At 60.9% G+C, this 13,492-nt stretch carries 11 protein-coding genes; 7 read left to right on the top strand and 4 right to left on the bottom strand.

The window, feature by feature from the left end:
• Positions 1 to 49 precede the first annotated feature (49 nt).
• Complete coding sequence (locus ACW9I6_RS23965; RefSeq protein ID WP_003213709.1) at positions 50 to 514, bottom strand: CopD family protein; 465 nt, start codon at positions 512 to 514, stop codon at positions 50 to 52.
• Positions 515 to 613: 99 nt separating this feature from the next.
• Between ACW9I6_RS23965 and dinG the strand changes: the two genes are divergently transcribed.
• The 6 genes from dinG (at position 614) to ACW9I6_RS23935 (ending at position 9,140) form a co-directional block, all read left to right on the top strand.
• A complete protein-coding gene (gene dinG / locus ACW9I6_RS23960; RefSeq protein WP_008432096.1) occupies positions 614 to 2,758 on the top strand; it encodes an ATP-dependent DNA helicase DinG in 2,145 nt (714 codons plus the stop codon).
• A gap of 95 nt (positions 2,759 to 2,853) precedes the next feature.
• A complete protein-coding gene (locus tag ACW9I6_RS23955; protein WP_008432094.1) occupies positions 2,854 to 5,181 on the top strand; it encodes a beta-galactosidase in 2,328 nt (775 codons plus the stop codon).
• Positions 5,182 to 5,273: 92 nt separating this feature from the next.
• Positions 5,274 to 6,419: an EstA family serine hydrolase gene (locus ACW9I6_RS23950; protein ID WP_003211696.1), complete on the top strand. Its 1,146-nt coding sequence runs from the start codon at positions 5,274 to 5,276 to the stop codon at positions 6,417 to 6,419.
• Positions 6,420 to 6,561: 142 nt separating this feature from the next.
• Positions 6,562 to 7,719 (top strand): OmpA family protein, encoded by a 1,158-nt coding sequence (locus ACW9I6_RS23945; protein ID WP_087694263.1) that lies wholly within the window; start codon positions 6,562 to 6,564, stop codon positions 7,717 to 7,719.
• A gap of 27 nt (positions 7,720 to 7,746) precedes the next feature.
• Positions 7,747 to 8,394, top strand: a complete 648-nt coding sequence (gene pdxH / locus ACW9I6_RS23940) for a pyridoxamine 5'-phosphate oxidase (RefSeq protein WP_003211693.1) — start codon at positions 7,747 to 7,749, stop codon at positions 8,392 to 8,394.
• A gap of 281 nt (positions 8,395 to 8,675) precedes the next feature.
• Positions 8,676 to 9,140 carry an outer membrane lipoprotein gene (locus tag ACW9I6_RS23935; RefSeq protein ID WP_003189251.1) on the top strand — a complete coding sequence of 155 codons (465 nt, stop codon included), beginning with the start codon at positions 8,676 to 8,678 and terminating at the stop codon, positions 9,138 to 9,140.
• 75 nt (positions 9,141 to 9,215) lie between these two features.
• Here the strand turns inward: ACW9I6_RS23935 and ACW9I6_RS23930 are convergent, their stop codons facing one another.
• The 3 genes from ACW9I6_RS23930 to nhaA all read right to left on the bottom strand — a co-directional run bounded on the left by ACW9I6_RS23930 (position 9,216) and on the right by nhaA (position 12,121).
• Complete coding sequence (locus ACW9I6_RS23930) at positions 9,216 to 9,551, bottom strand: hypothetical protein (RefSeq protein WP_457339914.1); 336 nt, start codon at positions 9,549 to 9,551, stop codon at positions 9,216 to 9,218.
• On the bottom strand, positions 9,548 to 10,777 hold the full coding sequence (locus tag ACW9I6_RS23925) for an S-type pyocin domain-containing protein (RefSeq protein WP_177037026.1): 1,230 nt from the start codon (positions 10,775 to 10,777) through the stop codon (positions 9,548 to 9,550). Before ACW9I6_RS23925 ends, ACW9I6_RS23930 begins: the two co-directional genes overlap by 4 nt.
• Before the next feature lie 156 nt (positions 10,778 to 10,933).
• Entirely contained in the window at positions 10,934 to 12,121 is a 1,188-nt protein-coding gene (gene nhaA / locus ACW9I6_RS23920) for a Na+/H+ antiporter NhaA (RefSeq protein WP_003211688.1), read from the bottom strand.
• A 213-nt stretch (positions 12,122 to 12,334) separates the two neighbouring features.
• Between nhaA and ACW9I6_RS23915 the strand changes: the two genes are divergently transcribed.
• Positions 12,335 to 13,432 carry a PLP-dependent cysteine synthase family protein gene (locus tag ACW9I6_RS23915; protein WP_173406096.1) on the top strand — a complete coding sequence of 366 codons (1,098 nt, stop codon included), beginning with the start codon at positions 12,335 to 12,337 and terminating at the stop codon, positions 13,430 to 13,432.
• Positions 13,433 to 13,492 lie beyond the last annotated feature (60 nt).

The raw sequence follows: 13,492 nt of genomic DNA, 5'->3' as shown, positions 1-13,492 counted from the left end.
TTCCAAATGTGGGAGCGGGCTTGCTCGCGAAAGCGGTCTACTAGGCGCTTTAGAACATCGGCCGTGCCGAAGCAATCGCCACCAGCACCAACCCCACTATCAAGTTGATCCCCACCAATTTACGAATCTGCCCCAAGGCCGCAGCCCCGGCCGGCCAATCCTCAGCCGCCACCGCCACGCGCAGCTCCGGCAACTTCAGCGCCTGAATCCGGATAAACAGCGCCGTCATCACCACATACAACCCCATCATGACCTGTACATAACGCGGCGCGGTCTCAAACCCGCTGAAGCGCAGTTGCAGCAGGCCGACACCGCTGATCGGCAACACCAGCACCGCCACCCAGACCCACACGAAAAAACGTTGAAACACATTTACCCAGAGTTTCAGCCGGGCCGGCCCGTCCAGCGCGGCCATGGCGGCGGGGCGCAGGATCATCCAGGCGAAAAACATACCGCCGACCCAGATCAGGGCGGCCAGTACATGCAGGGTGTAAGCGAAGCTAAAGACGGTCATTGGGGTACTCCGTTCTGCGCGGGATTAATTAGCGGGGTATGATAGCGGCCGATCCGAACCACTGAAAATTTATCCAGCGTTTTTTGCGCCCGACTATCCATGATCAGCACTGAACTCAAAACCACGATCCAGGGCGCCTACTCGCGTTTTCTCGAAGCCAAGAGCTTGAAACCGCGGTACGGCCAGCGCCTGATGATCGCCGAAGTCGCCAAGGTCCTCGGGGATATCGACACCGACGACGAAGGTCGGCGCAGTGGCGACCCCGCCGTGGTGGCCGTCGAGGCCGGCACCGGTACCGGTAAAACCGTGGCCTACAGCCTGGCGGCGATCCCCACCGCCAAGGCCGCCGGCAAGCGCCTGGTGATTGCAACCGCCACCGTCGCCCTGCAAGAGCAGATTGTCTACAAGGACCTGCCCGACCTGATGCGCAACAGCGGCCTGAATTTCACCTTCGCCCTGGCCAAGGGCCGTGGGCGCTATATGTGCCTGTCCAAGCTCGACGTGCTGTTGCAGGAAGGCCACGCGCAAACCGCCACTGCCTCGCTGTTCGAAGAAGAAGGCTTCAAGATCGAAGTCGATGAGGTCAGTCAGAAGCTGTTTACCAGCATGATCGAGAAACTGGCGGGCAATAAATGGGACGGCGACCGCGACAGCTGGCCCAATGCCCTGGAAGACGCCGACTGGGCACGGCTGACCACCGATCACAGCCAGTGCACCAACCGTCATTGCCCCAACTTCGGCCAGTGCGCCTTCTACAAGGCCCGGGAAGGCATGGGCAAGGTAGACGTTATTGTCACCAACCATGACATGGTCCTCGCCGACCTGGCCCTGGGGGGCGGCGCCGTGTTGCCCGACCCGCGCGACACACTCTACGTGTTCGACGAAGGCCATCACCTGCCCGACAAGGCCATCGGCCACTTTGCTCACTACACGCGGCTGCGCTCCACCGCCGACTGGCTGGAAACCACGGCCAAGAACCTCACCAAGTTGCTCGCCCAGCACCCGCTGCCGGGCGACCTGGGCAAGTTGATCGAGCAGGTGCCGGAGCTGGCGCGGGAGATCAAGACCCAGCAGCAATTCATGTTCAGCGCCTGCGAACAGGTGGCAGACTTCAAGCCCGGCGAAGACGTGGAAGGCCGCGAACGGCCGCGCCATCGTTTCGTTGGCGGGCTGATCCCCGAGCACATGCGCGAAATGGGCGTCGAGCTGAAAAAGGGCTTTTCGCGCCTGACCGACTTGTTCACCCGTCTCACCGATTTGCTCAAGGAAGGCATGGATGGCGAGGTCAATATCGGCATCGCCAGCAATCAGGCTGAAGAATGGTACCCGCTGTTTGGCAGCCTGCTGTCCCGTTCCCAGGGCAACTGGGAATTGTGGACCGCCTTTACCGTCGAAGACCCGGAAGACAACCCGCCCATGGCCCGTTGGCTGACCCTGTCGGAAAGCGGTGCGCTGTTCGATATCGAGGTCAACGCCAGCCCGATCCTGGCGGCGGAAATGCTCCGACGCAATCTGTGGAACGTGGCCTACGGTGCCTTGGTCACCTCGGCTACGCTGACGGCCCTGGGCACCTTCGACCGCTTCCGCATGCGCGCCGGGCTGCCGAAGAAGGCCGTCACCGCCGTGGTGCCCAGCCCGTTCCATCACGCCGACGCCGGTGTGCTGCGGGTACCGGACCTCAAGGCCGACCCACGGGATGCGCCGGCCCATACGGCGGCGATCATTCGTGACCTGCCATCATTGGTGGAGGGCTCACGGGGCACGCTGGTGTTGTTCTCGTCCCGCAAACAGATGCAGGACGTGTTCGACGGCCTCGACCGTGACTGGCGCAAGCAAGTGTTTATCCAGGGCAACCTGTCGAAACAGGAAACCCTGAACAAGCACAAGGCGCGGGTGGATGGCGGCGATTCCAGCGTGCTGTTCGGCCTCGCGAGTTTCGCCGAGGGTGTGGATTTGCCCGGTGCCTACTGCGAACACGTGGTGATCGCCAAGATCCCGTTCTCGGTGCCGGATGATCCGGTGGAAGCCGCGTTGGCCGAATGGATCGAAGCCCGGGGCGGCAATCCGTTCATGGAGATCTCGGTGCCGGACGCTTCCTTGAAACTGGTCCAGGCCTGCGGCCGCCTGCTGCGTACCGAAGAAGATCGCGGCACCATCACCTTGCTTGACCGGCGTCTGGTTACCCAGCGCTACGGGAAAGCTATCCTGAATGCTTTACCGCCGTTTCGGCGGGAAATTTCTTAAGGCCCAGTGGGCGAATTCGCCCACTTTGTGGTCTATCTCACCATCGCTTCACGTCATCAGGCCAGTCACCGGCCGTTTGGGAGAACCTTGTTCACATGATTCGCACGCTGCCCGCTGTTTTTGCCCTGTTGTTTGCCGCGCCATTGCTGGCTGCGCCTGCCGGGCAACAAACCTTGTTCAACTTTGTACGGCCCGCCGATGTGGTCAAGGTGGCGACCCAGGACGCCAGCCTGCCGCAATACAACGCCGAACAAACCGCTGAAGGCGAAGTGCTGCGCCGTATCACCTTCAACCCGGCGGCCGAACCGAGCCTGGTGCTCAGCCCGCAGACCGGCGCCTGGGACTGGTCGCAATCCGGTGCCATGAGCCTGCGGATTCAAAGTGCGATGGACTGGGCGCTGACCCTGTACGTCAAGGTGCAGAGCAATGACGGCCGGACACTGTTCAGCCGTATCGACCTGCCAGCCGGTCCCGCGCAAACGCTGTTGATTCCGCTGCAAGCCAACTCGCCCCTGAGCCAGGGGATGAAGGCCGGCCCGCCGATGCCGATCACCGTCGATGGCCAGCGCGTGCTGCTGGCCAGCAGCGAAGGGGAGATCGACCGCAGCCAGATCGTGTCGGTGACCCTGTCGATGATCAAGCCGAACGTCGCCCAAAGCATCTTGCTCGAACGCTTTGGCGTGCAGGACATCGCGCCGGTACTCAAGGCTACCTACAGCGATCTGGTGGACGCCTATGGGCAGTCCACCCGCGCCCGGTGGCCGGAGAAAGTCAGCAGCGACGAGCAGTTGAGGGCCGCAGCGGTCAAGGAACAGCAACAGCTCAAGGGCTGGCTGGCCGAGCGCGACAAGGCCTCCCTGGACAAATTCGGCGGCTGGAACAAGGGCCCGGCCTTTGACGCCAGCGGCTTCTTCCGCACCGAGAAGCGCGACGGGCGCTGGTACCTGGTGACACCGGAAGGCCATCCGTTCTACTCCCTGGGCGTCAATACCGTCGCCCCGGACAACAGCCAGACCTACGTAGCGGGCCGCGAATGGATGTTTGCCGCGTTGCCCAAGGCCGGCGAGCCTTTCGACAAATACTACGGCAGCGGAGACAGCCGCAGCGGCAATGGTGCCGATCAGGGGCGCAGCTTTAATGTCGGCCGCTGGTACGACTTCTATGGCGCCAACCTGCAGCGTACCTATGGCCAGCCGTGCGTGCCGCCGGCACCTTGTGCTCCGGAAGGTTTCGACCAGAAACGCTGGGTCAGCCACACCCTCGACCGCCTGCGGGCCTGGGGTTTCAATACTGTCGGCAACTGGAGTGCGCCGCAGCTGGCGACCGCCGACCGCGTGCCTTACACCTTGCCACTGTCGATCGTCGGTGATTACGCGAGCATCAGCACCGGCACCGATTGGTGGGGCGGCATGCCCGACCCGTTCGACCCGCGCTTCGCCATGGCCACCGAGCGTGCGGTGGCAATTGCCGCCCGTGACCATCGCGACGACCCGTGGCTGATCGGCTTCTTTGCCGACAACGAACTGGCCTGGGCCGGTCCCGGTGATGATGCGAAATCCCGCTACGCCCTGGCCTACGGCACCCTGCGCATGACCACCGACGTGCCGGCCAAGCGCGCGTTTCTCAAGCAATTGCGCGACAAGTACCGCAACCAGGAGGGGCTTTCCAGGGCCTGGGGCATCGAGCTGCCCGCCTGGGAACTGATGGAAGACCCAGGCTTTGTGCCGCCAATGCCAAGCCCGGAGCACCCGGAAATCGAAGCGGACTTCAAGTACTTCCAGAAGACCTTTGCCGACGCCTACTTCAAGACCATCTCCGATGCATTGAAATGGCATGCGCCCAACCAGCTGTTGCTGGGTGGCCGATACGCGGTCAGCACGCCGGAAGCGGTGGCGTCCTGCGCGCAATATTGCGATGTGCTGAGCTTCAATATGTACACCCTCAAGCCTCAGGACGGCTACGACTTTGCGGCACTGCGGACGTTGGACAAGCCGGTGCTGATCACCGAATTCAACTTCGGCTCGGCGGACCGCGGCCCGTTCTGGGGCGGCGTGACGCAGTTGGCCCGGGAAGAGGATCGTGGGGTTGCCTACGCCAACTTCCTGAAGCAGGCCATGGCCGAGCCGTCGATCGTCGGCGTGCATTGGTTCCAGTACCTGGACCAGCCGGTTACCGGCCGTTTGCTTGATGGCGAAAACGGCCACTTCGGCCTGGTCGGCATCACCGATGTGCCGTTCCAGGGGTTTGTCGACAGTGTGCGCAAAAGTAACCTGGCTGCCGTCGATCAGCTGGGCAAGGAGGCCGAAAAGGCCAAGGCTGCCGCAGCGGTCCACGCCGGTGAGGGCGGCAAGCCCGGGCGTGAAGGCAATGCAGCAGCGCCGGGTGCAGAGCATTCCGGCGGGCATTCCGGCAAAGGTCATTGATGGGGGCTGATCGACGAGAGCGGGTTCCCAAATCGCTCAATGGCTGGAACAATGTCGGCCACTTTCTGTAGTACTTTTCCAAGGGGGCTTAGGTGCAGATTCAGGGTCATTACGAGCTTCAATTCGAAGCGGTGCGTGAAGCCTTCGCCGCGCTGTTCGACGACCCTCAGGAACGTGGTGCCGCGCTGTGCATCCAGATTGGCGGCGAAACCGTCGTCGACTTGTGGGCCGGTACCGCCGACAAGGACGGTGCCGAGGCCTGGCACAGCGACACCATTGCCAATCTGTTCTCCTGCACCAAGACCTTTACGGCCGTCACGGCGCTGCAACTGGTGGCCGAAGGCAAGTTGCAGCTGGATGCGCCGGTCGCCAAGTACTGGCCGGAGTTTGCTGCCGCGGGCAAGGAAGCCATCACCCTGCGCCATCTGCTCTGCCACCAGGCCGGGTTGCCGGCCCTGCGTGAAACGCTGCCCGCCGAAGCCCTGTACGACTGGCAGATGATGGTCGACGCCCTCGCCGCCGAAGCGCCATGGTGGAAGCTCGGGGAAGGGCACGGTTATGCGGCGATTACCTATGGTTGGCTGGTGGGCGAGTTGCTGCGCCGCGCCGACGGTCGTGGGCCGGGCGAGTCCATCGTGGCCCGGGTTGCACGGCCACTGGGCCTGGATTTTCATGTGGGGTTGGCAGATGAAGAGTTTTATCGAGTTGCCCATATAGCCCGAGGCAAGGGCAATGTTGGCGATGAGGCGGCACAACGTTTACTTCAAGTAACGATGCGCGAGCCGACGGCGATGACTACCCGTGCATTTACCAATCCACCGTCTATTCTGACCAGCACTAATAAACCCGAATGGCGGCGTATGCAGCAGCCAGCGGCAAATGGTCACGGTAATGCGCGAAGTCTGGCGGGGTTTTATAGTGGGCTGCTCGACGGTAGTTTGCTGGAAGCCGATATGCTCGAAGAGTTGACCCGCGAACACAGTATCGGCCCGGATAAAACCTTATTGACACAAACCCGGTTCGGGTTGGGTTGCATGTTGGATCAACCGCACGTGCCAAACGCCACGTTCGGCCTTGGCCCACGGGCCTTTGGGCATCCCGGGGCCGGTGGTTCGGTGGGGTTTGCCGATCCGGAACATGATGTAGCCTTTGGTTTCGTGACCAATACATTGGGCCCTTATGTACTTATGGACCCGCGGGCGCAAAAGTTGGTAAGAATATTGGCCGGTTGTCTGTAAATAGCTTGCTGTCTTGCGTTTTTTTGTTACAAAGGCACATACAAAAAGACGCTAGGCAAAATGTTGTAACTTTAATGTTCCAAAAGCGTCTGTTTAACGGGTCATTCAGGCCCCTGGTTTTTTCTCATTTTGTGGATATCTCATGTTATCGAACAAGTCCTTGGCACTGGCGCTATGCCTCACTATTACTGGCTGTGCACAAACCCCACAAAATGATGCCGAGGGCGGGCATTGGTGGTCATTTGGCTCCGATAAGGCTGCTACCAAGGACGCAGTGAGCCAGGCCGACACCAAACCGGATGCCAAGCCGGCGGTCGCGGCCAAGGCGCCAGCGCCGGTAGCACCGGCTGCTGCACCTGCACCGGTTGCGAAGGCGGATACCGGCTCCAGCTGGTGGCCGTTCTCGTCGAAAGCCGACGACGCCAAGGCAGACCTGAAGGCCGACCTCAAGGCGGCAACGCCTGCCTCCGGCGCCCCGGCTGATGCACCGGCCGCTGCACCTGCCGTTGCCAAGACGGATACCGATACCAAATGGTGGTGGCCGTTCGAAAGCAAGCCAAAGCCATTGGCCAAGGTCGACGTCGCCAACATCCCGATGCCTGATCCAAAAATCACCCAGGCCTGGCTGGACGACTACGAGCCACGCCTGCGTCTCGCGATCAAGGACAGCAACCTGCAACTGGAACGCCGTGACAACGTATTGGTGGTGATTGCCCCGGTTGATGGCTCCTACAACCCGAAACGCCCGGCGATGTTGCTGCCGGTGACCCTGGGTCCGTTCACCCGTGTTGCCAAGGCCGTTGAAGGCGATCCGAAGACCGCCGTACTGGTCCTGGGCCATGTAGATACCTCGGGTGCCGAGCCGGTGAGCCAGGCCCTGACCAAGGAACGTGCACAGTCCATCGCTTCGATCTTCAGCCTCAGCGGCCTGAAGCAGGACCGCCTGATGCTGCGTGGCATGGGCGACCTGATGCCGCGTGCCGCCAACGACAGCAACCAGGGCCGCGCCCTGAACCGTCGCATGGAAATCATGTTCACCCAGCGCACCACCATGCTGGCCTTGTTGAGCAAGTACAACTCGGCCAACCCGCCGAAGGCTGAAATGGTCGCTGTGCAGGACGTTCCTGCTCCAGCCGCTGCTCCGGTCAAAAAAGCTGCCGCTCCGGCGAAAAAAACCGTTGCCAAGAAAGCTGCCGCCAAGCCGGCTGCCAAAAAGGCCCCGGCCAAGCCTGCTGCTAAAAAGCCAGCACCTGCCAAGGCCGCCGCTCCAGCTGCTACCAACGACCAGGCGAAGAACTGATTATTTGAGCAAGAAGGATAAAGCCGCATGACCCAGGCACTGGCCGATATGCGCCGTGACTACACACGGGACGGTTTGAGCGAGGCCCAGGCCCCGGATGAACCGTTTGCCTTGTTCCACCAGTGGTTCGCCGACGCGGTGAAAACCGAACAGCCACCGGTGGAGGCCAATGCCATGACCCTGGCTACGGTGGACCAGGACGGTCGCCCGCACTGCCGGATCCTGCTGCTCAAAGGCCTGGATACACAGGGCTTTACCTTCTTCACCAATTATCAGAGCGCCAAGGGCGAACAACTCGCGGCGCGACCGTTTGCCGCCATGACCTTCTTCTGGCCGACCCTGGAGCGCCAGGTGCGCATCGAAGGTCGGGTGGTCAAGGTCTCGCCCGAGGAGTCGGATGCTTACTTCCAGGTCCGTCCCCTGGGTAGCCGCCTGGGTGCCTGGGCTTCACCGCAAAGCCGGGTAATCAGGGACCGCGAAGAGTTGCAGGCGCTGCTCAAGGCCACCGAACAACGCTTCAGCGATACCCAGCCTGATTGCCCCGAACACTGGGGTGGTTACCGCCTGCTGCCGGAGCGCATCGAGTTCTGGCAAGGCCGCGCGAGTCGTTTGCACGACCGCTTGAACTTCCGCTTGCAGGGGGCCGACTGGACCCGTGAGCGCCTGGCGCCCTGAGCCCACCTTTCGTCACCTCGCCTGAATGTAGCGCTGCACGCCGAAGTCTCTAGTCAGAGGCCTTGGATGGGTAGCGCTGCGCTGCGTTATGCGGCCGTTAGCTACAATGATGACAGCGTCCATCAAGATCCTGAGGGAGGTGGGAACGCTACCGTTCGTCGAGTTTTTCGGTACAGGTTCTCTGTACTAAGGCTGAATGAAAACAATTTTCTGCCCGGCATGCCGTGACAGGCGGCAAGCCACAGCGGTTTAATGGTTACCTGTCCTTTGGAGTTGATGCTATGCGTAAGTCCGTTTTACTAGTTGCCTGCTTTACCACCCTGTCGCTGCTGCTGGGTGGCTGCGCCTCGAGTCTGACCGGCGACTCGTACTCCCGTGACGAAGCTCGTCGTGTACAGACTGTTCGCATGGGCACCATCGAATCCCTGCGTCCGGTGAAAATCGAAGGCACCAAGACCCCAATCGGCGGCGCTGCGGGCGCAGTCATCGGCGGCGTTGGCGGCAGCGCCATCGGCGGCGGCCGTGGCAGCATCGTGACCGCCGTTATCGGCGCAGTCGCCGGCGGCCTGCTGGGCTCGGCCACCGAGGAAGGCCTGACCCGCACCCAGGGTGTTGAAATCACCGTCCGCGAAGATGATGGCAGCATGCGCGCCTACGTCCAGGCGGTTCAAGAGAACGAAATCTTCCGCATCGGCGACCGCGTCCGCATCATGACGGTGGACGGAACCAGCCGCGTTACTCGCTAAGGGTAAGGTTGCAGGAAAAGAAAAACCCCAACCGGGTGGCCGGTTGGGGTTTTTTGTTGGGGTATATGTGGGATATCAGGTGAACATCTGAATGTCGTCAAGCGTGTCTTGTACGACTCCGCTCAGAGAAGGAGATTTCCTTTTTGCCTGTTGCAGTACGGGCGTAACTTTCGCCATGTCCAACTCGCCGAAACGGCGTGCAATGTGGCCTATCGCGATGATGGCAGCCGACGCGATGTCCTCGTTGTCATTGTTTGCGTACTTGAGACAGGTTTCTTGTGCCCAGATAGCATCTGTCTCGTTAAGGCCGATGGATATTAGAGCTTTTGTGACCTTGGTCAGGTCATTAGTGGCTATAAAGCTTATAGCTTCATCCTGACTTAAAGAAGGGTCGTGATAGCGCAAACTCATTTTTCGGCTCCCAGAATCTTTCCTTTTCGATCTGTTTTGTTCGCTTTTATTAAAGCATTTTTCATCTCTTGTCTTAGCTCACTCCACAGTCTCACATGACCGTGGTAAACGCCTTCTGAGGTGCGATCGATCACTACAAACTCTTTTGTGTGTGGGTCAATCCCTATGCGTCTACGTGAGTTTGGCGGATTCAGCTCTACCGAGTTATTAAGCGCATCCAGGCCGTTAGTCGGCTTTCTGCTTTTGACAGCGTTATCTTTTTTTCCGTGATAGGGGGCGTCCTCATACCTCAGGCTTACGACGATATACAGAGGTCGAATACCCGAACCCGCCGGAAACACCAGAATAAAATCCCTGTATTCCGGCGGATAGATCGGATCAACGATGATGTTGTCGGCCTTCTCGGTTGGCGGATACACCCAGATTTGCGGCGCCTGCGGTGCAGCCTCCAACGCAGGAATGCCGAGGGTGTCAGCGGGGTCGACAGCAGGCGTCCAGATCAGCTCGACGCCGTCGCCCAAGTCCGCGACCTGCTGCGTGCCGCGCTGGCCAAACTGCACGACATCAACCATTTCCCAGTCGCGATTTTTCCCGGTGTAGAAGGCGTATCCCTTGAGCGTGCCGTCAGCAAGTTGCTCGATATGCAGGCGGGCTCGGGTGCGTGCCCGTGGCATTGAGCGCAGTTGACGGTCGCTGTAAAGCGCACTATCGCCCAGGCTGGAGGGCCAGACGAGGGCTGCAACCCCAAGCATCAGTCCGGCCCCAGCTGTTCCAACACTCGCTGCGATGCTGGAGGCGCCACTAACCGCTGAGCCACCCAGTGCCAATGTCCCTAGCCCAGCCGGGAGTGCGCTGCCGCTGATCTTTTTGAGTGACAGCAGCCCCTCGATGTCCGTTTCACGACCACCCAGCAGAACGTGCTCGCCATAGTCTCCTATGGGGTCAAGCGGTACATAGCCGGATGGATTGTTGTAGTCGATGTGGGCGTCCGGCAGGTTGCAGGACTTGGCGAAGACGCAGCCCGCGATGGGCAATGTTGCTGGCGGTCGCTCCACTTTGCGTCTGGCCTCGTAGACCTCCTGACGGGCAAGCATGGCTTCGTATGCTCGCTGCCTGGCCTCACGATCAGCCAGCTCGCGCTCGCTCATGTTCTCGAGCCGACGGTAACCCCCCGTGCCGGTCCCGTAGCATCGCCAGACTTGGGGGATATCCTTGCTGTTTGCCATCGTGCCCTCCTGGCGTGTTGCATAACGACGTCCGGCGGCGGAGCCGGGAGCACGACGTTATTGCAAGCAGCGGAGGGTGGATGTAGGACGGTTCTGTGAGATGGCGCCGAATGGGCCTAGAGGAGGTTGGAGCCGGCAAGCCGGCTCCAAAAGCGGTTACGCCTGAACGAGCGCCTGCTTGCGACTGGCCATCGCCGTCACTGCATACCCGATCAGCGCCGCCAATATCGATCCGGTCAGGATGCCCATCCGGTCCATACCCGCGTATTCACTGCTGCCCGGCACAAACGCCAGGGAGCCGACAAACAGGCTCATGGTGAAGCCGATGCCGCACAGGACCGCCACGCCGAGCACCTGGCCCCAGTTGGCGCCGGCGGGCAGTGCGGCAAGGCCGGTTTTTACCATGACCCAGGTGAAACCCAGTACGCCAACGGTCTTGCCCAGCAGCAGGCCGGCGGCGATGCCCATTGGCACGTGGTGGGTGAAGCTTTCCAGGTTGACGCCCACCAGCGAGACGCCGGCATTGGCAAAGGCAAACAGCGGCAGGATCGCGTAGGCCACCCAGGGATGCAGGGCGTGTTCCAGGGTCAGCAGCGGCGATGGCTCGGCGTTTTTGGTGCGCAGCGGGATGCAGAACGCCAATGTTACGCCCGCCAAGGTGGCGTGTACGCCGCTCTTGAGCACGCAGACCCACAGGATCAGCCCTACAATCATGTAGGGCCCCAGCTTGACGACACCCAGCCGGTTCATGGCTATCAAGGCGATCAGGCATGCCGCTGCGCCGGCCAATGACGCCCCGGACAGGTCGGTGGAGTAGAAGATGGCGATCACGATGATTGCGCCAAGGTCGTCGATGATGGCCAGGGTCATCAGGAACAACTTCAGCGAAACCGGCACGCGCTTGCCCAGCAGGGCCAATACGCCCAGGGCGAAGGCAATGTCGGTGGCCATGGGGATTGCCCAGCCACCCAGGGCGGCCGGGTTGTCCTTGTTCAGCGCCCAATAGATCAGCGCCGGCACGACCATGCCGCCGATGGCTGCCGCTCCCGGCAGTACTACTTGCGAAGGCTTGGACAGTTGGCCGTCGAGCAACTCGCGTTTGACCTCAAGGCCGATCAGCAGGAAGAACAGGGCCATCAGGCCGTCGTTGATCCACAGCAGCGCCGGCTTGGCGATTTTCAGGGCGCCGATTTGTGCGACCACCGGCACGTCGAGAAAACTCGCGTAGAGGTGCGACAGCGGTGAGTTGTTGATGATCAGCGCCAAAGCGGCAGCAGCGATCAGGAGCAGACCGCTGGCGGCTTCCAGCTGGAAGAAACGGGTGAAAGTGCTACGCAGAGGCAAGGGATGCTCTCCAATCAAAGTTCAATAGGTGGGTACCCTAACCCGTACCGTTAGTTGTTAAAACAAAAGTTATATTCTTATTTGTTATAAGGAATCGGTCTGATCACTTGCGCGCCAGACCCCGAAAATTGTGTGTCCAATTGAGTCATGACTGTATCTGTGTGGAGTGTAGGAAACATCCTAAGATCAGGTCTGAAATCCTTAGAGAAACCGATCATGAGCGACAACCGCCAATGGGCCCGCGAAGCCATTCGCATTATTGAAGCGGACTTCCAGCGCAGCGCCGACACCCACCTGATCCCCTTGCCAATGCAGGGTTTGCCGGGTATCGAGTTGTATTTCAAGGATGAGTCCAGCCATCCCACCGGCAGCCTGAAACATCGGCTGGCGCGTTCGTTGTTCCTCTATGCGTTGTGCAACGGCTGGCTCAAGCCCGGTGCACCGGTGATCGAAGCCTCCAGCGGTTCCACGGCGATTTCCGAGGCGTACTTCGCCAGGCTGCTGGGCTTGCCGTTTATTGCGGTGATGCCGGCCACCACTTCCCAGGAAAAGATTGCGCAGATCGCGTTCTACGGGGGCAAGAGCCATCTGGTGCAGGATCCGACGCAGATCTACGCCGAATCCGAGCGCCTGGCGCAGGAAAGCGGTGGCCATTTCATGGACCAGTTCACCTATGCCGAACGTGCCACTGACTGGCGCGCCAACAACAACATCGCTGAATCGATCTTCCAGCAACTGCGCTTTGAGCGTTATCCGGAGCCGAGTTGGCTGATTTCCAGCCCCGGCACGGGTGGCACCACGGCGACGTTGGGGCGTTATGTGCGTTATCGCCAGCACTGCACCCGAGTGTTGTGCGCGGACGCGGAGCGTTCGGTGTTTTTCGACTACTACCTGAGCGGCGACGCCAGCCTGCGCCTGGACTGTGGCTCGCGCATCGAAGGTATTGGCCGGCCACGGGTTGAGGCGTCTTTCCTGCCGAAAGTGATTGATGCGATGGTCAAGGTGCCGGATGCGCTGTCCCTGGCGGCCATGCATTACCTGGCGCAGCGCTTGGGGCGGCGAGTAGGCGGCTCAAGTGGCACCAACCTGATCGGTGCGTTGATCGCGGCGCAGCAGATGAAGGCGGCAGGGGAGTCGGGCTCGATCGTGGCGATCTTGTGCGACGGCGGTGAGCGCTATGCCACGACCTATTACGATCAGGCCTGGCTGGCAGGGCAGGGGTATGAGTTGGAGGGTTTGATTGCGGCCGTTGCGGCGAGTGTCGAGCGGGGGCAACCGTTGCCGGAAAGCATCCTGCGCGCCAATATTTGAAACACCGCATTACCAATGTGGGAGCGGGCTTGCTCGCGAATGCGGTGTGTCAGCCAATAC

The sequence above is a fragment of the Pseudomonas sp. SDO5522_S412 genome (assembly GCF_054071215.1).
The sequence above is the reverse complement of the archived record's forward strand: the minus strand, read 5'-3'. Positions and strand labels throughout refer to the sequence as shown.